This window comes from Psychrobacillus sp. INOP01 (genome assembly GCF_018140925.1).
GTDB lineage: Bacteria > Bacillota > Bacilli > Bacillales_A > Planococcaceae > Psychrobacillus.
Window position 1 is genome coordinate 439,574 of record NZ_CP073315.1, and the last position, 19,462, is coordinate 459,035.

Genomic DNA, 19,462 nt, shown 5'->3' on the forward strand with positions numbered 1-19,462 from the left:
GTCTAAACTTAGACCGCTGCCTCTTTTTTAGTTATTCAAATTATTATTGTTCTTCATATGCTTGTATAATTTTAGCAACTAGTGGGTGACGCACTACATCCCCTTGCTCTAAATATTGAAAATGAATTCCCGCAACATTTTTCAATATTTTTTCCGTAACGATTAAACCAGATTCGGCACCTTTTGGTAGATCAATTTGAGTTTTGTCACCAGTGATTACCATTTTAGAACCAAATCCAAGACGTGTTAAAAACATTTTCATTTGAGCTTTTGTTGTATTTTGAGCTTCATCTAAAATAACAAAAGCATCATCTAATGTACGACCTCTCATATAAGCTAGAGGCGCAATTTCAATTGTCCCTCGTTCCATCAGACGATCTGTCTGTTCCGTACCCAACACATCATGCAATGCATCATATAACGGTCTTAAATAAGGGTCTACCTTTTCTTTTAAGTCTCCAGGTAGAAAACCAAGACTTTCACCAGCCTCGACTGCTGGACGTGTTAAAATGATTTTTTTCACATGCGCATTCTTAAGTGCTTGTGTTGCCATTACTACAGCTAAATATGTTTTTCCAGTACCCGCAGGTCCAATACCAAAAGTAAGATCAGTATGTCTGATTCCCTGGATATACTCTCTTTGTCCAATTGTTTTCGCTCGAATAGCTTTACCTTTTGTATTTCGTGCAATTTCTTCATCGTATAAACTAGAAAAATATTCAATTGTACCATTCAAACTCATCTCAATTGCAGATGATACGTCGCGCAAATTAATATTGATGCCTTTTCGAATTACTGCCAATAGTTGAATCATCAACTGTCTAGCGTCTTCCACATTTTTTTCTTCACCAATAATCTGAATTTGTTCACCTCTAGTAATGAGTTGAACTTTTAGCTCTGCTTCAATAAGCTTTACATTTTTATCAGAAATGCCAAGTAACATTACAGCCTCGGCAGGATCTTGCAAATTAATATCTAGTTGTTTTTGTTCGCTCATGCTCCGTCTCCTTGGGGTATAACATGTGGTATTGCAATATTTTCATTAATTAGTAAAAGTATCTTCCCTTTTACTTTATCATCTTGTATTGATACCTGTAAAACTTTATCCTCTAATAATTGTGTTCCAGTTGGTAATTCTTTAATAATTTTTTGAAATAGCAGAGGTCGTATAAGATGTTCAATAGATTCCTCTGTCAGAGAATAGGTTATTTGATGATTCTTTTGTACATAACCAGCCTGAACATACTTTTGAATGAAAGCAGGTAACTGTATTTCCTTCCAAAAGATCTGCTTGTCATCCACTTTTTTTTGTATGATCAATTCTTTTGCATTCGGATTAATGACAGCAACTTGTGTTGGAAGCTCAAATGATAGCTCTATCCAATAACTGGCATAAACCTTTCCTTCTGCGCTCGTAATAATCCTCTTGTTTCCTTGGGTTACAAACCCATTTACTAGGACATCTCCTTTTTTCACAGCAATATTCTTTTCAACTGCTCTCACACCTTTTAATAGAGAAAAGTCTGTTATGACTCCGCTTCTCTTGGCAACTAGATTTACAGCAGGTGCATCCTCAAGCACTCTTTCTGTTTGCGGAGGTGCCAGCATTGGAGACACTGTAAAGTTGGCGCCTGATTTTGAAAAGTGTACCCAAGAATACTCTTTATGCTTTAATAATATTTTTTGACGTATCTCTTGCTCCGCTGGAAGTTTAGATGCAATCATTCTCTCTTTAATACCCATTTCTTTTAATTGTTCAGTTAGCAATATGTTACTTTCAGGTGAATCCGAATCAATATGAATGGTCCAGATGAATTGCGCAAATATTACGGGTATTACTAAGAAAAAGATAACCCCTATAACAGATGCCGAGTAAATAGAAATAGTACTCTCTTTTAGTTCATCCTCTAATTTGATCGACAGTTTTAGTTTTTTCCTTACTTTCCGAAAAGCCTTCAAATCTTTTGCTTGAATCGAAAAACTTATATGATTCTCATTTGTATGAAGCTGATACACTTCGATATTTTGATCCTTTAAACTTTTATAAAGAGTAAGTTGATCAGTAGAAATTGGTGCTTGTATTTTAATAAGACGCCTCATACCGTTTTTTCCTTCCTAGTAAGATTAAAGAACTGAAGATTTTGCACATGAAGATGTAGCCTATCACTAGACATTGATTTTATATGCAAGCTTTCGGCATGAATTTCTAAAAGAAAATGGTCATACGTACAGACAATACTATTTTCTTTTAAGCGAACCAATGAAAATGCATAATCCAATATAATATCATCAAAGCTATCTACCATAATACTCGCATGGAGTGGAAATAATTGCTTCACAAAAAAACACCCCTTTACATGAATTTATGCATGTAAGGAGGTGTTCATGAGTTATCTTTTGGATTTTGGTGGAGCGAGTATTTCGGAAAAAATAATTCCTTTGATCAATTCGTCCTCATTACTTGGTAGTATAGTGTTTACTACTGGTGTAGATACTTGACGTAGAGGTGCGTTTTCCTGATGGGTACTTAATCTACCAGAAGTTCTTGCCACCCCTTGATTTCGTTTAACCTCTCGCTCCTGTTTCTCAGCTATTACAGGCACTTCTTTCACAATAGGAGGTTTTGTTTTCATCTCCTGCTGTCGTTCACTCGTAAACTGTTTAGCAAAATCACCTAATTCTTTAAATGGATTTTCTGAAACAGTTTTACGCATTGGAGTTCTATTTACAGGTTTTTCAACAGTTTTTTTGTCTGGTTCTTTCTTCTTATTTGAAAAGAAAAGACTAAAAAGTGCTGCGATGATTATAGGGATGAAAGCTTCCAAGGAGATCGCCTCCTTTCCGCAATTATTTTAGCTCGTCAGTAGAAGGTTTATCTCCGCCGACTTTACTAATAGAATCTCTCATACCAGTATCTGCTTTGATATTATTGTAATTCATGTAATCCATCACACCAATATTACCTTCACGTAATGCTTCAGCCATAGCTAATGGAACAGCAGCTTCCGCTTCTACTACTTTCGAACGCATCTCTACAACTTTCGCTTTCATCTCTTGTTCAGATGCTACAGCCATTGCACGACGTTCTTCTGCTTTTGCTTGGGCAATTTTCTTATCTGCCTCTGCTTGCTCCGTTTGTAGTTCGGCACCAATATTTTTACCTATATCAACGTCCGCAATATCAATCGATAGAATTTCGAAGGCAGTTCCAGAATCTAAGCCTTTTGCTAAAACCGTTTGAGATATTAAATCTGGATTTTCTAGTACTCTTTCATGACTTACACTAGAACCAATTGTAGAAATAATCCCTTCCCCTACACGGGCTACGATTGTTTCTTCACCAGCACCACCGACTAATCGGTCAATATTAGCACGAACTGTAATACGTGCCTTTGCTTTAACTTCAATACCGTTCATCGCAACACCTGCGATAAATGGTGTTTCAATAACTTTTGGATTTACAGACATTTGAACCGCTTCTAATACGTCACGACCCGCAAGATCTATTGCTGCTGCTCTTTCAAATGTTAGTTCAATATTAGCACGATGTGCAGCAATTAAAGCATTAACAACACGGTCAACATTACCGCCAGCTAAGTAATGACTTTCCAATTGGTTGATAGCAACATCAAGCCCTGCTTTATGTGCTTTGATCAACGGATTAACGATACGAGAAGGTATAACTCGACGTAATCTCATCCCTACTAATGTAAAAATACTAATTTTTACCCCTGCCGCTAATGCAGAAATCCATAACGTAATTGGGAAAAATGTGAAAAATACCGATAGTACAATAAATGCCAGTACAATAACGACGATTAATGTAATTGTTGAACCTGTAATCATTCTGTTGCCTCCCCTTCTACTGCTTCTCGTACAACTATACGAGAGCCTTCCACTTTAATAATTTTAACATGTTTGTCTTTCCCAATAAAACTTCCATCAGAAACAGCATCAATTCTTTCATTATCGATACGTATAGTTCCAGCAGGTCTAAGTGGTGTCATTGTCACGGCAACTTTACCGACTAGTTCCACCCGATTTTTATTGGAAACATATCCTTTTTCTGTTGTTGTCGCATCCGACAGAATCACTTTATTCAACACTTTTAGTTCCTTACCAAAGAACTTCATAATAATCACCATTCCCACTATAGCTACTGATAAAGCAATAATAACAGCGATAATCATTTGCTCGATATCGCCACCAGCTAATACTATACTCACAATAATAGCTGCCGCCCCTAATATACCACTAATTCCTCCGGGCAGGAAGAACTCTCCAATAATAAGTATGATACCAATAACAAAAATAATTATTGTTTCATAACCAGCTAGACCTGCAACTAAATGTCCGAAAAAGAACAGAACTAACGAGATAAGTCCCATTGTACCTGCAACACCAAACCCAGGTGAATAAAGCTCGACGATTAAACCCAAACTAGCTATAGATAATAAGATCGGTACTATGATTGGATTTGTTATAAATCGAGCAAGCGATTCCATAAAGGTTTCTTCTGTTTCTATCACTTTTGCTCCAGCAAGGTTAGTAACTTGAAGTAGTTCATCAAACGAACTAACCGTTCCTTTTGAATAGCCTACTTCTAGAGCTTCAGCTGAAGTCAGTGTCAATAATTTTCCAACAGGAGCTCTGTATTCAGGTAAGTCAACTGAATCATCTGCCATTGCTTGAGCATAAATAGGATTTTTCCCGGTTAGCTCGGCAGCGTTTTTCATTTTAGCCTTCCAAGCACTGTTCGCCTTTTCATCAGCGGTGTTTCCACTACTTTCAATGACTGCAGCTGCACCGATTGTTCCACTTGGAGACATATAAATTTCATCCGTATGAAGCGCTAAATAAGCACCCGCTGATAATGCTTCCGAGTTAATATACGAAATTTTACGAATCGTTGTTGAGTCCAATAAATTAGCAATATCTTCTGCAGAATCTACAAAGCCTCCAGGTGTATTAATCTCGAAAATAATTGCCTCTGCACCAGCCTCTTCAGCTTCATGGATAGAACGTTTAAGAAAAGCATATAATCCTTTTTCTACTTCTTTGTATACAGGTACTTTATAAACCTCCGTAGATTGTGCTGTAATAACAGGGATCATCATTCCAAATGATAAGATCAATAAACAAAGAGAAACGACATAACGAGACAATTTCACCACTTAACCTCCTTTCTTCTATATGTATACTCTTATTTACGGAGGAGCTAACAAAAAGTTTCATAAAATAAAAATAAACCGAGAAAATAAATTTTCTCGGTTTACATAATTGTAAATTTTAATCATAAAGTACGTGTTTTGAACGTAGGGATGGTTGGGATAAAATACCACTTACGTTAACGTGCAGCTTCTGATTTCTTTTTACGTTTCCGCTCAGGTTTTAGAAACCATAGCTTCGAAGCTTGGTAAATTAAAATTAATTAGAATTTACGTTTACGGGCAGCTTCAGATTTCTTTTTACGCTTTACGCTTGGCTTTTCATAAAACTCGCGCTTTCTTACCTCTTGAATTGTACCACTTTTAGATACAGTACGTTTGAAGCGGCGAAGAGCATCTTCAAGCGATTCGTTTTTACGAACGACAGTTTTTGACATCTCTTTTTCCCTCCCTCCGAACACACGTCAAGTACATAACCAAGTGTTATGTACTAAAAAATTATACCGTATAGTAGAGACTTGGTCAATACTTTGAGATAAATTTAACTTAATTTAACTTAAAGTTTAAACTTCCATCAAAATCAAGTTAGCGTACAGTAGATATCACAGATTTTGAAAGGAGTTAAACAAAGATTTTTTAGTTACTTACGTCGCATACATGTCGCCAATGGCTAACCGATTTACCTCACGTAGGTCGATGCTCATTTCAAAATCCGGAAGCAATTACGCCAAATTATAAATTAATAATCAGATTTACTTTCTAAACCTTTTACAATTTCTACTCCAGAACTTGCACCAATTCGTGTTGCTCCAACTTCAACCATCGCTTCAACATCAGCTAAGTTTCTTACTCCACCAGAAGCTTTCACTCCTAAGTTTGGTCCTACAGTTTCGCGCATTAGTTTTACCGCTTCAACTGTTGCTCCTCCAGTAGAAAAACCAGTAGAAGTTTTTACAAAGTCTGCACCAGCTGCTTTAGATAATTCACTTGCTTTGATAATTTCTTCATTTGTTAATAAACAAGTTTCTAAAATAACTTTAACAATTGCTTTATCTTTTGCAGCAGTAACTACTGCTTCGATATCATTTTGTACTAAGTTATAATCTTGGTCTTTTAATGCACCAACATTTAATACCATATCAATTTCATCTGCACCATTTTCAATAGCATTAGTTGTTTCGAATGCTTTAACTGCTGATGTACTTGCACCTAAAGGGAATCCGATTACAGTACAAACTTTCACTGGACTTTCTTTTAGTAGTGATGCACTTAAATTTACCCATGTAGGATTAACACATACCGATGCAAAATTATATGTTTTCGCTTCCTCACATAATTTTTCAATTTGATTTTTAGTTGCGTCTTGTTTTAGTAATGTATGATCGATTAATGCTGCAATATTTTCAGTCATTTGTTATTCCCCTTTCAAGATGTACGTACCTCTTAATAATACTCTTAGTCTGCACTAAAGTGCAAGTGCAGTGGTTATTTTGCTTTTTATCTGAAATAAAACATACTAATAACGATATTAATTGGAACAGGTAATTAAGAAGTTCAGCGTCATTTCCGTAAGACCCATGCGTAACATGAAGTAGTTCACATTAGTTTAGATAGAACTACTAATAGTATCTTTTCTTTACTTGTCACCATTTATTCCGTACTATTTAATTTCTCATGAATTTGTTGAAGCAACTTTGTTTGAGCCTTTAGCTGTTTCACTATAGTAACCATGAACCAGATGACAAAAATTACTGGAACGAAATAAAATAAAAATAGTAAGCCTGGCAATAAAGCCGTTAATGCTTCCAAAGTAGAACCTCCTATGTATCCATTTTCTTATATTTAAATTATTTTATCTTATACAAAAAAAACCGGTGAAATATTATCACCGGTTTTAGATTATACTAACTCAGCTACTCCATCTAGTACCCGAACGAATTGTCCTTCATTGTATGGATAACCAGCTTTCGTAATTTTCACACGAACTAATTTTCCGATTAAATCCTCGGATCCAGGGATGACAACCTTTAAGTAATTATCGGTATAGCCTTCAACCATATTAGATGCTGAATCTGACTTATAAGCTTCCTCTGGAATAATTTCAAGTACTTCGCCCTCAAATCTGGAAGCATACTCTACAGCTAACTGATTATTTAAGGTAATCAATCGATGAACTCGTTCATTTTTCACTTCTTCGTCTACTTGGTTATCCATTCTTGCAGCAGGTGTTCCAGTACGTTTTGAGTATGGAAATACATGGAGCTCGGAGAATTTTTGGTCACGGATAAAGTTAAACGTCTCCATAAATTCTTCCTCTGTTTCACCCGGGAAGCCAACAATAACATCCGAAGTAATAGCAAGATCAGGTAACGCTTCTCTTAAACGGTCTAATCGATTCGCAAAAAATTCCATTGTATATTTTCTACGCATTCTTTTTAATACAGTATCTGAACCAGATTGAATAGGAATATGCAAATGTCTTACAACAATTTTAGAATCTCTTAATACATCAATCACTTCGTCCGATAATTGGCTTGCTTCAATCGAACTAATACGCAGGCGTTTTAAACCTTTGACGTTGTTTTCAATATCTCTTAAAAGTTGAGCTAGATTATAATCCTTTAGATCTTCTCCGTATCCACCTGTATGGATGCCTGTAAGAACTATTTCCATATAACCAGCATCTACTAATTGTTGCGCCTGTCTAACTACTTCTTCTGGATCTCTTGAGCGCATAAGACCACGAGCCCAAGGGATAATACAAAAAGTACAGAAATTATTACAGCCCTCTTGAATTTTTAAAGATGCTCGGGTTCTGTCTGTGAAAGAAGGCACATCTAATTCTTCATATACTCGGTTTTTCATAATGTTTCCTACAGCATTAATCGGTTTACGCTCAGTTTTATACTGTTCAATATAATCCAACATTTTGGTGCGTTCTTGAGTACCCACTACGATATCTACTCCTGGTATTGCCATGATTTCTGCAGGAGAGGTTTGTGCATAACAACCAGTAACACAAATAACAGCATCAGGGTTTTGGCGAATTGCACGACGAATAACTTGGCGACTTTTTTTGTCCCCTGTATTCGTTACTGTACATGTATTTATAACATATACATCAGACTGTTTTTCAAATTCTGTACGATTATAACCATTTTCTTTAAATAATTGCCATATAGCTTCAGTTTCATAGTGATTTACTTTACAACCTAACGTATGGAATGCAACGGATGACAAGTTCTCACACCTCTTTCATTCAAATTCATAAGAAATTGCTGACAGCGCATATAACGGTGCAGTTTCAGTTCGAAGAATCCTAGGTCCTAGCGCAATTGTCTGAAAATTATTTTCTAATAATAGCTTTATCTCTGCTCGATCTAGTCCACCTTCGGGGCCAAATACGATGAGTATCGATTGTTTATCATACACTTTTTTTAATTGTTCAGCAAACTTTTGTCGTTCCTCAATCTTTGCGTCTTCTTCATCCGCTACATACTTTACATCGTATGTTTTGGATATTTCTAATAACTCTTTTAAAGAGATTGGATTATGTATTTGTGGGATAGTGGAACGATGAGATTGCTCAGCTGCTTCTTTAGCAATTTTTTGTAATCTCGCTACCTTCTTCTCGTTTTTAGAGTTATCCCATTTTACGATAGACCTTTTTGCTTCAAACGGGAATAATTCATACATTCCCAGTTCTGTTGCCTTTTGAGTGATCAATTCCAGCTTGTCTCCTTTTGGAAGACCGCAAACAAGTGATACTTTCTTCGGCATTTCATTTGTATTGGCAAGAACTTCTTTTACTGTTAAATGGACAGTTTTTGAAGTACCATCTAAAATTTCCATCGTGTACGTTTGGTTATTTGCAACAACAAAAACTAGATCACCTGGTGACATGCGCATCACTTGAATCATATGATGCGCATCATCTCCGGTAATTGTCACTGTATTATTCTCACTTACGGGTTCATTTGTAAAATAACGTTGCATGACAATCTCCTTTATTTAACAGGCTTTCTAGAAATGATTGTAACCCAATCTTCCATCATCATAACTTCCTCGATTTCAAATCCTGCTTGTTGTAAAGAATCTCTTACATCATCTTTTTTCGTTGCAATGATTCCGGAAGTGATGAATAATCCACCATCTTTTACAATTGTGAATGCATCTTCTGTAAAAGTCATGATTATTTCTGCTAATATGTTCGCTATGACAATATCCGCTTGTTCATTGACATTATCTAAAAGATTACCATGTGTTACTTGAACAACATCATCTACTTTGTTTAACGCAATATTTTCTATTGCAGATCTAACAGCTACTTCATCCAAATCTAGTGCATGGATTTTAGATGCTCCTAGTTTTGCAGCACCGATAGAAAGTACACCAGAACCAGTTCCTACATCGATAACACTTGAAGCATTCTGGACAGTTTTCTCTAAAGCTTGGAGACACATAACAGTTGTTGGATGTGTACCTGTTCCAAATGCCATTCCTGGATCAAGCTCGATGATCAATTCGTCCGTGTTCACACGTTCATAGTCTTCCCAAGTCGGAACAATGGTAAAACGATTAGAGATTTTCACGGGATGGTAATACTTTTTCCATGCAGTAGCCCAATCCTCTTCGTCAACCTCTTGAACTGTTACAACGTTATGTCCTAGATCTATATCAAATTTTGTTAAATTGTTGATAGCAAGTTTGATCTCTTCCACTGTTTCTAATAAAAAACTGGTTTCTGCTAAATAAGCTTTTATGCGTACGCCATCTACTGGAAAATCATCTGGGTTTAAGCTATAAATTTCACCAAATACATCTTCTCTTTCTCTTCCTAATTCATCTGAGTCTTCGATAACTACACCACTTGCACCAGCTTCATGCAAAATATTACTTACCGCTTCAACCGCTTCATTTGTAGTATGGATGGATAGTTCAGACCATTTCACTTGCGCCAACTCCTTTATTCGCCTTTTAATGTCTTCTTGATCTTATCAAATAATGAACTGCCTTGCTCTTCAGGAATATCTCCACTGATTTCCGCAAATTCACGTAATAACTGTTTTTGTTTCTCTGTTAGCTTTTTCGGAGTAATTACTTTAACAATTACATGCTGATCTCCAACACCGTAGCCATGTACATTTTTTATGCCTTTTCCTTTTAATCGGAAATTCGCTTGCGATTGAGTTCCAGCCGGAATTTTTAGTTTTACTTTTCCTTGTACTGTTGGAACTTCAATTTCATCACCTAGCGCTGCTTGAGCAAATGTTAGAGGCAACTCATAATAAATATCATCGCCTTCACGTTCAAATCGAGGATCTGCTTTCACACGGAAGACAATATATAAATCTCCTGCTGGCCCACCGTTTACACCAGGTTCTCCTTGGCCACTAACCCGTAATTGTTGACCATCATCAACACCAGCTGGTATTGTAACTTTAATTTTTTTACGTTTATTGACTGTTCCTTTACCATGACAAGTAGCACATTTATCTTTAATAATGTTACCTGTTCCCTGACAGTGATTACATGCACGTTTTGTTTGCACACGGCCGAATGGGGTATCTTGGGTAACATTTACTTGACCGTGTCCATTACAATGTGTACATTTTTCTGGTTTTGTACCAGGTTTTGCACCTGATCCAGAACATGTTTCACAATTTTCTTCTTTAGACACTTCTATTTCTTTTTCTTTACCGAACACTGCTTCTTCAAACTCAATGGTCATCGAATATTGAAGGTCATTTCCTTTTCTTGGAGCATTCGGATCACGTCTTCTAGATCCGGCTCCCCCACCAAAGAATGAACTAAAGATATCTTCAAATCCAAATCCATCTGCACTACCACCGAAGCCACCAAATCCTTGGTTAGGACCCGCATGACCAAATTGGTCATAAGATGAACGTTTTTGCTCATCACTTAATACTTCGTACGCTTCGGAAATTTCTTTAAATTTATCCTCTGCTCCAGCTTCTTTGTTAATGTCTGGGTGAAATTGTTTCGAAAGCTTACGATATGCTTTTTTTATCTCGTCTTGAGTTGCGCTCTTAGAAATACCAAGAACCTCATAATAATCACGTTTATTCATCTTTCACTCTCCTGCTCTGATAACTTGCACATAGGAATAATTGTACCATGTACAAAATCCTAATAGCAAAACTTTGAAAATTAAAACATCCGAATCAATTAAATGTTGATTTGCTCCAGGCGTACGCTTTCCGCGGGCACGGCTTCAATAACCTACTAACAGCTTATAACATCACATAAACGTTCGTCATTTTAATTGATATTAGTAAAATGAAGTTAATCCTCCACATATAAGAAATAAGTCATTCATGTTTTTCCTATACAGTAAGAAAAGCCAAAGCCGGAAACGGTCTTTGACTTTTTGCTTACCGACACTTTAACAAACTTACTTGTCTTTATCGTCGTTTACTTCTTCAAATTCTGCATCTACTACACCGTCATCAGAAGGACCAGCTTGATCTGCATTTGCTGCAGCATCCGCTTGTGCTTGTTCATACAACTTCATTGTAAGTTGTTGTACAATTTCATTTAATTTATCTTTTTTCGTTTTGATATCTTCTAAGTTTCCAGCTTCTAAAGCAGCTTTTAACTCTTCTTTTGCATCTTCAGCAGATTTTTTCTCTTCTTCTGAAACTTTATCTTCTAGATCTTTTAATGTTTTTTCTGTCATGAATACTAATTGATCCGCTTCGTTTTTCACTTCTGCTTCTTCTTTACGTACTTTATCTGCCTCAGCATTTGCTTCTGCTTCTTTTACCATACGCTCGATTTCTTCATCAGAAAGTGAAGAATTTGATTGGATCGTGATATTTTGTTCCTTCTGAGTTCCAAGATCTTTTGCTTTAACATTTACGATACCATTTTTATCAATATCAAATGTCACTTCAATTTGTGGAACACCACGTGGTGCTGGTGGAATATCCGCTAATTGGAAACGTCCTAGTGTTTTGTTGTCCGCAGACATTGGGCGTTCACCTTGAAGTACATGAATATCTACTGCAGGTTGGTTATCTGCTGCTGTGGAGAACGTTTGTGATTTTGAAGTAGGAATTGTTGTATTACGTTCAATTAGTTTAGTAAATACGCCACCCATTGTTTCAATACCTAAAGAAAGTGGTGTTACGTCAAGAAGTACAACGTCCTTTACATCTCCAGTTAAAACTCCACCTTGTACAGCAGCACCCATAGCTACTACTTCATCTGGGTTTACACCTTTATGTGGTTCTTTGCCAGTTTCTTTTTTAATAGCGTCTTGTACTGCTGGAATACGAGTAGATCCACCAACAAGAATTACTTTATCAATTTGAGAAGCAGATAATCCTGCATCTTTCATCGCTTGACGAGTCGGTACCATTGTACGCTCTACTAAATGAGCAGTTAAATCGTCAAATTTCGCACGAGTCATTGTAATCTCTAAGTGAAGTGGTCCAGCTTCTCCTGCAGTGATGAACGGAAGTGAGATTTGAGTTGATGTTACACCTGACAAATCTTTTTTCGCTTTTTCAGCAGCGTCTTTTAGACGTTGAACTGCCATTTTATCTTTAGATAAATCGATACCATTTTCTTTTTTGAATTCTTGCACTAGGTAATCCATTAATACTTGGTCAAAGTCATCCCCACCAAGACGGTTATCACCGGCAGTTGCAAGTACTTCGAATACGCCATCTCCAAGTTCAAGGATAGATACGTCAAATGTACCGCCACCTAGATCGTAAACTAGAATTTTTTCATCGTGATCCATTTTATCTAAACCGTATGCAAGTGCTGCTGCAGTTGGTTCGTTGATAATACGTTCTACTTCAAGTCCGGCAATACGACCAGCATCTTTAGTAGCTTGACGTTCTGCATCATTAAAGTAAGCAGGAACTGTAATTACTGCTTTCGTTACTTTTTCACCTAAGTATTCTTCCGCAAAACCTTTTAAGTATTGAAGAATCATTGCTGAAACTTCTTGTGGAGTGTAATCTTTTCCTTCAGCAGAAACTTTTTCGTTTGTCCCCATTAGACGCTTAACAGATGCAATTGTATTTGGGTTTGTAATAGATTGACGTTTTGCAACTTCCCCAACTTGTTTTTCACCATTTTTAAATGCTACAACAGATGGAGTTGTACGGTTACCTTCTGGATTCGGAATTACTTTTGGTTCTCCACCTTCTAATACAGATACACATGAGTTTGTTGTTCCTAAGTCAATACCAATAATTTTAGACATTTAGTTTTCCTCCTAATAAATAACTTGGATATTCATTTTTTTTATTCATTTACTTTGACCATGGAAGGTCTTAATACACGGTCTTTTAACTTGTACCCTTTTTGCAACTCTTGAAGCACAATTCCAGATTCTTTTGAGTCATCTTGCTCCTGCATTACTGCTTGGTGGAAGTTTGGATCGAATGCTACACCTTCTGCTTCGATTTGTTCCAATCCTTCTTTTTTAACTGCTTCTAGTAAAGTGCGGTATACCATATCCACTCCTTTTACTAAAGAAGTTGCTTCCTCAGTAGTTGGTTCAACAGCAAGTGCTCTTTCAAAGTTATCAAGGACAGGTAGTATATCCATTAAAACCGATTGCGCACGGTATTTATAATCGGATGCTTTATCTAGCTGTACTCGACGTTTATAATTCTCGAAGTCTGCTCTTAAGCGAATAAGCTTATCTTGCTCTTCTTCTATTTGCTGTTTAGCTAGAGTTAGTTCATCTACTTCTTCAACTACTTCATCGATCTGTTCAGGCTCTTCTTGAGCATTCTCTTTTACTTCTTGCTCTTCTAATTTTTCATCATTGATTTCTGCCATTGTTTGCAACTCTCCTTATCCATGATGTCCATGTAATATTCTCGATAGTTCTCTAGACAAGTCACCACTCATGATATCTAGTAATGACACGACTCTCCTATAGTCCATTCTGGTTGGACCAATAATTGCAATCGAACCCATCTGTTCCTCACCAATGCCGTATGATGCAGTAATAACACTACATCCCTCCATGGCAAGATCATTATTTTCTGAGCCGATCCTGATTTGGATGCCTTTTTTATCCAAATGGAAAATACCTGGAATTTGACTTACATGATCCATCCAATTCATAATATTTCGTGCTTTTTCTACATCATTAAACTCTGGTTGGTTTAAAATTTGCAGCTTCCCACCATAATACACTTTGTCTTCATGCTCAATAGTCATCGCTTGGTTGAGCGATCCAAAAAGATGATTTAGACGGCCGCTATTTTGTTGCAGCACTGTCATAGTAACTGCTTCAAGCATTGCAGGTAGCTCATGCAGATATACTCCTACCAGTCGCTCGTTAATCAAATTGACCATACGTTCGATGTCTGATGCCTGAAAATTTTCAGGGATAGAAAATACTCGATTTTCTACATGCCCACTGTCCGTAACAATAATCGCTACAGCAGAATCACTTGAAAGTGGAACAATTGAAAATCTTTTAACACGATGTTTCCTAACATCTAACCCTAACATAATAGAGGTATAATTCGTTAGTTCCGATATTATTTCAGCGGATTTACGAATTATTTGCTCCGTCTCCACCTTTCGTTCTTCAAAAATAGAACGAATTTGTTTTATCTCATTTTGCGAAATTCTTTGTGGAGTTAACATATTATCGACATAATAACGGTAGCCCTTTTGCGAAGGGACGCGACCAGACGAAGTATGCGTTTTTTCTAAAAAGCCCATTTCTTCTAAATCTGCCATTTCGTTTCGAATAGTAGCAGGACTAAATGGTACTTCCTCCTTTTTCGAAAGCTGACGAGATCCAACTGGTTGAGCGGTTTCGATAAAATCATCTACCGTTACTTGCAATATTAATAATTGCCTGTTTGTTAGCATGATTATCACCTCTGTTAGCACTCGTTCAAAGAGAGTGCTAATACTCATATAAAACTTATCAAATCTACAGAAAACTGTCAACGATTTAGCTTTAATTATTTCAGGAAATATTGAAACACTTCGTTTCCAATAAATCTTCCGCGTGTAGTTAGCCTCACAAAATTATTTTGTATGAATAGTAAGTTCTTTAAAATTAAATCGTCAAGTTCTTTTCCGTAAACTTCTCTAAGGGTCAGTCCGTATCTTTCCTCAAACTTTTCAAGAGATACTCCCTCATTCTTCCTTAACCCTAAAAACATTTCTTCTTCCATTTTTTCCACTTTAGTTACTTCTTTTTGCATCATGAGAGGTTTGTCCCCTAAATCAATTGTTTGCATATATTTTTTTAACGGACCATGATTCGAATATCTTACATCGTTCACATATCCATGTGCCCCTGCACCTAATCCAATATATTCATCATTGTTCCAATAGAGTAAATTATGCTTCGATTCTTTTCCTTCATACGCGAAGTTACTTATTTCATATTGAGAATAACCATGATTCTTCATTTCCTCTAATAAATAACTATACATCTCTGCCTCTAAGTCTTCGCCAGGAAGAGATAGTCTCCCTTTGGATAGAAGATTATAAAAGATGGTTTTTGGTTCTACTAAAAGAGAATAGGCAGAAATATGCGGAATTTTTAAGCGGAACGCTTCTTGCAAGGATGCTTTCCATTGGTCCATTGTTTGATTGGGAAGACCATACATCAAATCAATGCTAATAGAAGGAAAATCAGTTTGTTTGGCATATTCTATCACCTCATAAACATGATCATTAGAATGAGTTCTACCTAATACTTTTAATAGCTCTTGATCAAAGGTTTGAACACCCATACTTAAGCGATTTACACCAAATTTACGCATTAACTGCATTTTTTCAAGTGTTAGCTCATCCGGATTTGCTTCTGAAGTAAACTCCATTACATTTTCCAGTGGTATATGCTGATGAATTAATGTTAATAACCGTTCTAATTGCTTTACGGATAAAGAGGTCGGGGTTCCCCCGCCAATAAATATTGTATCAATAGTAGCTTTTTTAAGATCATTTCGCCATAATTCCATTTCTTTTCCAAGCGATTCTATATATTCATCAACCGGTTGGTTTTGAAAGAAAAATTTGTTGAAATCACAGTAATTACATATTTGATGACAAAAAGGAATATGTATATATACGCCTCGTACCATAACTATCCCTACTTTCTTATATAAATGAAACTTCAATCAGTGAGAGTTTTTCCCCACTGATTGAAAAATTGAATTCATGCAAATATCGCCGCTACGTGGGGAATGCCTGAATGACCAGCATCCTGTTGGTCCAAACCATTCGTCTTTTACGGGCATTTGTTCTCCGACTTCCGCTTTGTTGCATCTGTCAAGTCCTGCAGTGGAAGCTATACTGCCAGTTAATGGGGGATAAAGGAAAAAGGAGGCTGCTAGTGCCTCCTCCTTCGTTTTGTTACTTATTAGGCTCGTCCATCTTAAGTACAGCCATAAATGCTTCTTGAGGAACTTCCACAGAACCTACTTGCTTCATACGTTTTTTACCTTCTTTTTGTTTATCAAGAAGTTTACGTTTACGAGAAATATCTCCCCCGTAACATTTAGCCAAGACGTTTTTACCGATTGACTTAATAGTTGACCGGGCGACAATTTTTTGACCGATAGCAGCTTGTACAGGAACTTCAAATTGCTGTCTCGGTATTAAGGCTTTTAGTTTTTCAACTATTAGCTTGCCTCGTTCGTAAGAGAAATCACGGTGAACGATAAAGCTAAGCGCATCCACTTTTTCGCTGTTAAGCAGAATATCCATTTTTACTAATTTAGATTCTTTATATCCGATTAAGTCATAGTCAAAAGAAGCGTATCCCTTAGTACTTGATTTTAACGAATCAAAGAAGTCATAAACTATTTCTGATAATGGAATCTCATAAATAATATTCACGCGAGCTTTTGATAAGAAATCCATTGTAATAAAGTTACCACGTTTGCGCTGACAAAGTTCCATAACTGAACCAACGTAATCTTCAGGGACCATAATAGATGCTTTTACATATGGCTCTTCAATTTTTTCTACTTTTTGTGCATCTGGCATCATAGATGGATTGTCCACTTTTAGAATTTCTCCATTTGTAAGTTTCACATCATAAATAACACTAGGTGCAGTAGTAATTAAATCAATCTTAAATTCACGTTCAATACGTTCTTGAATTATCTCCATATGTAGTAGTCCTAGGAAACCGCAGCGATATCCAAATCCTAACGCTTGAGAAGTCTCTGGCTCAAATTCAAGTGCTGAGTCATTTAATTGTAATTTTTCTAAAGCATCACGTAAATCTACATATTTTGTATTATCGATTGGATACAATCCACAAAATACCATCGGATTCATTTTTCTATATCCAGCTAAAGGTTCAGTTGCAGGGTTTTCAGCTAATGTTATCGTATCACCGACACTTGAATCCCCTACATTTTTCATAGACGCGGTTAAGAAACCAACATCCCCAACAGTCAGCTCAGAACGTTGAGTTGTTTTAGGTGTAAATACTCCCGTTTCTACCACTTCAAATTCTTTACCCGAAGACATCATTTTAATCGTATCGCCTGGTTTGACCGTCCCATCTATAATTCGAATATAGACGATAACTCCACGATAAGGATCAAATAAAGAGTCAAATATTAATGCCTTTAAAGGCGCATTTGGATCTCCAGTTGGGGCAGGTACTTTTTCTACAATTTGTTCAAGAATTTCTTCGATACCAATGCCAGCTTTCGCAGAAGCTAAAACCGCTTCTGAAGCATCCAGACCGATAACGTCCTCTACTTCGCCTCTTACCCGTTCTGGATCTGCTGCTGGAAGATCAATTTTATTGATAACTGGTAGTATTTCGAGGTCGTTATCTAAAGCCAAATAAACATTTGCAAGTGTTTGCGCTTCAATACCTTGTGCTGCATCTACAACCAAAATTGCTCCTTCACAGGCAGCTAAGCTTCGTGATACCTCATAGGTGAAATCGACATGTCCTGGTGTATCAATAAGATGGAAAATATATTCTTCTCCGTCTTTTGCATTATAAGTCAATTGAACTGCATTCAATTTAATTGTAATACCGCGTTCACGTTCTAGGTCCATCGAATCGAGTAATTGGCTTTGCATTTCTCGAGATGTTACTGTTTGTGTTCGCTCTAATATGCGATCTGCAAGTGTCGATTTCCCATGGTCAATATGGGCAATTATCGAAAAGTTACGTATTTTCTTCTGTCGTGCTAGTCTATCATCATTATTCATACTTGTTCACTCCTAATTTAACTACTTGCATTATAACAGATAAAGGATTGTTAAAAAAATATAACTGTATTATTGTATGTACACTATAAATCATTTAATTTGATAATAATTAATCTTAATTATTTTTTGCCAGATTTTAATCTTATCAAAAACCCGTACATAACACAATCTACGAGTATAGTTTCCTTACACAAAGAAACGAAGCATCTATGATTTGCTTCGTCTCTTTTTATACTTATAAAGGTAAATCTTCGTTTAACATATTAGATAACGCTTTTGCTAAAATCGCAATCGAACGATTTATTTCTTGTTCATTATTATCAATGCCACCCAATTCTACATTGAGTAAATTTTTGGAAAGGTCTTGATTATATACACCGTCTACTCCCTTTCCTTCTTTTGGTAATATTCCACGTGAAATTCCAGGTACTAATTTATTTAATTGGTTAGAGAGATTTTGTGCAAGCTGCTCATTCCATCTATAGTTTGGGTGCTCTCGGCCAATAACGAATATAAATTTAGCGTAACTTTCTTCTCCACTTATAAGCGTCGTCACATTTGCTTTTGCGGAATCTCTATGAATGTCTAAAATAATATCATATTCTTTTTGCCCAATTGCTTCTTGAACTAAAGGTCGTATCGAATCATATTGCTTTGCATTCCCCGTACTCTCGGGTCCCAAAATATCAGTTTCTAACTGATGGAATGCGAATTGATTAGTGATCTGCTCTTGAAATGACGTAATATTGTTTACTGGATGATAGGTAGCGATTTTTTCGCCTTTAGCAGCTAATATAGGCTTATAGGCTTCTTGAGAATGGGTAAAATAGACAAATGCTTTTTTAGGTTCTAAAATTTCGGAAACAACAGTTTTTGTTTCTAACTGTGCTGCATAGACAACAGCAGTGCCTTCCTCTTTTGGTATTACTTCTTTTGTTTCTGATTGTTGCTTTTGTACCGGGAAAAGAGGCGTTTGGACGGTTGCAATAATAATTGGTGCTAAAAATAAAAGTAATAAAATGCTAACAACATTCTTTAAGGACTTAGCCATAATTTCCACTCTCCTCACACAATCGTATGAAGAG

The 19,462-nt window shown here is 36.4% G+C and carries 19 protein-coding genes; all 19 read right to left on the reverse strand.

Features of this window, described 5'->3' with window-relative positions; genetic code table 11:
• Nucleotides 1-43: 43 nt before the first annotated feature.
• The 19 genes from KD050_RS02275 to spoIIP all read right to left on the reverse strand — a co-directional run bounded on the left by KD050_RS02275 (nt 44) and on the right by spoIIP (nt 19,428).
• Complete coding sequence (locus KD050_RS02275; RefSeq protein WP_211894662.1) at nt 44-997, reverse strand: PhoH family protein; 954 nt, start codon at nt 995-997, stop codon at nt 44-46.
• Nucleotides 994-2,100 (reverse strand): sporulation protein YqfD, encoded by a 1,107-nt coding sequence (locus tag KD050_RS02280; RefSeq protein WP_211894663.1) that lies wholly within the window; start codon nt 2,098-2,100, stop codon nt 994-996. The genes KD050_RS02275 and KD050_RS02280 overlap by 4 nt, the downstream gene beginning before the upstream one ends.
• Nucleotides 2,097-2,339, reverse strand: a complete 243-nt coding sequence (locus KD050_RS02285; RefSeq protein WP_211894664.1) for a hypothetical protein — start codon at nt 2,337-2,339, stop codon at nt 2,097-2,099. Before KD050_RS02285 ends, KD050_RS02280 begins: the two co-directional genes overlap by 4 nt.
• Before the next feature lie 51 nt (nt 2,340-2,390).
• Nucleotides 2,391-2,825 carry a hypothetical protein gene (locus tag KD050_RS02290; RefSeq protein WP_211894665.1) on the reverse strand — a complete coding sequence of 145 codons (435 nt, stop codon included), beginning with the start codon at nt 2,823-2,825 and terminating at the stop codon, nt 2,391-2,393.
• Nucleotides 2,826-2,847: 22 nt separating this feature from the next.
• Complete coding sequence (floA, locus tag KD050_RS02295; protein ID WP_093060609.1) at nt 2,848-3,846, reverse strand: flotillin-like protein FloA; 999 nt, start codon at nt 3,844-3,846, stop codon at nt 2,848-2,850.
• Nucleotides 3,843-5,117 (reverse strand): NfeD family protein, encoded by a 1,275-nt coding sequence (locus KD050_RS02300; protein ID WP_211896178.1) that lies wholly within the window; start codon nt 5,115-5,117, stop codon nt 3,843-3,845. Before KD050_RS02300 ends, floA begins: the two co-directional genes overlap by 4 nt.
• A gap of 314 nt (nt 5,118-5,431) precedes the next feature.
• A complete protein-coding gene (gene rpsU, locus KD050_RS02305; protein ID WP_016426884.1) occupies nt 5,432-5,605 on the reverse strand; it encodes a 30S ribosomal protein S21 in 174 nt (57 codons plus the stop codon).
• Between the two features lie 302 nt (nt 5,606-5,907).
• Nucleotides 5,908-6,579 carry a deoxyribose-phosphate aldolase gene (gene deoC, locus KD050_RS02310; RefSeq protein ID WP_211894666.1) on the reverse strand — a complete coding sequence of 224 codons (672 nt, stop codon included), beginning with the start codon at nt 6,577-6,579 and terminating at the stop codon, nt 5,908-5,910.
• 239 nt (nt 6,580-6,818) lie between these two features.
• Nucleotides 6,819-6,977 (reverse strand): hypothetical protein, encoded by a 159-nt coding sequence (locus KD050_RS02315; RefSeq protein ID WP_211894667.1) that lies wholly within the window; start codon nt 6,975-6,977, stop codon nt 6,819-6,821.
• A gap of 90 nt (nt 6,978-7,067) precedes the next feature.
• Entirely contained in the window at nt 7,068-8,408 is a 1,341-nt protein-coding gene (gene mtaB, locus KD050_RS02320; RefSeq protein WP_211894668.1) for a tRNA (N(6)-L-threonylcarbamoyladenosine(37)-C(2))-methylthiotransferase MtaB, read from the reverse strand.
• Between the two features lie 15 nt (nt 8,409-8,423).
• The gene (locus tag KD050_RS02325; RefSeq protein ID WP_211894669.1) at nt 8,424-9,164 is read right to left on the reverse strand and encodes a 16S rRNA (uracil(1498)-N(3))-methyltransferase; all 741 of its coding nucleotides are present in this window, start codon (nt 9,162-9,164) and stop codon (nt 8,424-8,426) included.
• 11 nt (nt 9,165-9,175) lie between these two features.
• The gene (prmA, locus tag KD050_RS02330; protein WP_211894670.1) at nt 9,176-10,120 is read right to left on the reverse strand and encodes a 50S ribosomal protein L11 methyltransferase; all 945 of its coding nucleotides are present in this window, start codon (nt 10,118-10,120) and stop codon (nt 9,176-9,178) included.
• A gap of 14 nt (nt 10,121-10,134) precedes the next feature.
• On the reverse strand, nt 10,135-11,259 hold the full coding sequence (gene dnaJ / locus KD050_RS02335) for a molecular chaperone DnaJ (protein ID WP_211894671.1): 1,125 nt from the start codon (nt 11,257-11,259) through the stop codon (nt 10,135-10,137).
• A 324-nt stretch (nt 11,260-11,583) separates the two neighbouring features.
• A complete protein-coding gene (gene dnaK, locus KD050_RS02340) occupies nt 11,584-13,410 on the reverse strand; it encodes a molecular chaperone DnaK (protein WP_211894672.1) in 1,827 nt (608 codons plus the stop codon).
• Between the two features lie 41 nt (nt 13,411-13,451).
• Nucleotides 13,452-13,994 (reverse strand): nucleotide exchange factor GrpE, encoded by a 543-nt coding sequence (grpE, locus tag KD050_RS02345; RefSeq protein ID WP_211894673.1) that lies wholly within the window; start codon nt 13,992-13,994, stop codon nt 13,452-13,454.
• 15 nt (nt 13,995-14,009) lie between these two features.
• Nucleotides 14,010-15,047 (reverse strand): heat-inducible transcriptional repressor HrcA, encoded by a 1,038-nt coding sequence (gene hrcA, locus KD050_RS02350; protein ID WP_211894674.1) that lies wholly within the window; start codon nt 15,045-15,047, stop codon nt 14,010-14,012.
• Nucleotides 15,048-15,142: 95 nt separating this feature from the next.
• The gene (gene hemW / locus KD050_RS02355) at nt 15,143-16,276 is read right to left on the reverse strand and encodes a radical SAM family heme chaperone HemW (protein WP_211894675.1); all 1,134 of its coding nucleotides are present in this window, start codon (nt 16,274-16,276) and stop codon (nt 15,143-15,145) included.
• A gap of 271 nt (nt 16,277-16,547) precedes the next feature.
• Nucleotides 16,548-18,377 carry a translation elongation factor 4 gene (gene lepA, locus KD050_RS02360; RefSeq protein ID WP_211894676.1) on the reverse strand — a complete coding sequence of 610 codons (1,830 nt, stop codon included), beginning with the start codon at nt 18,375-18,377 and terminating at the stop codon, nt 16,548-16,550.
• A gap of 235 nt (nt 18,378-18,612) precedes the next feature.
• Entirely contained in the window at nt 18,613-19,428 is an 816-nt protein-coding gene (gene spoIIP / locus KD050_RS02365; RefSeq protein ID WP_211894677.1) for a stage II sporulation protein P, read from the reverse strand.
• Nucleotides 19,429-19,462: the final 34 nt, after the last annotated feature.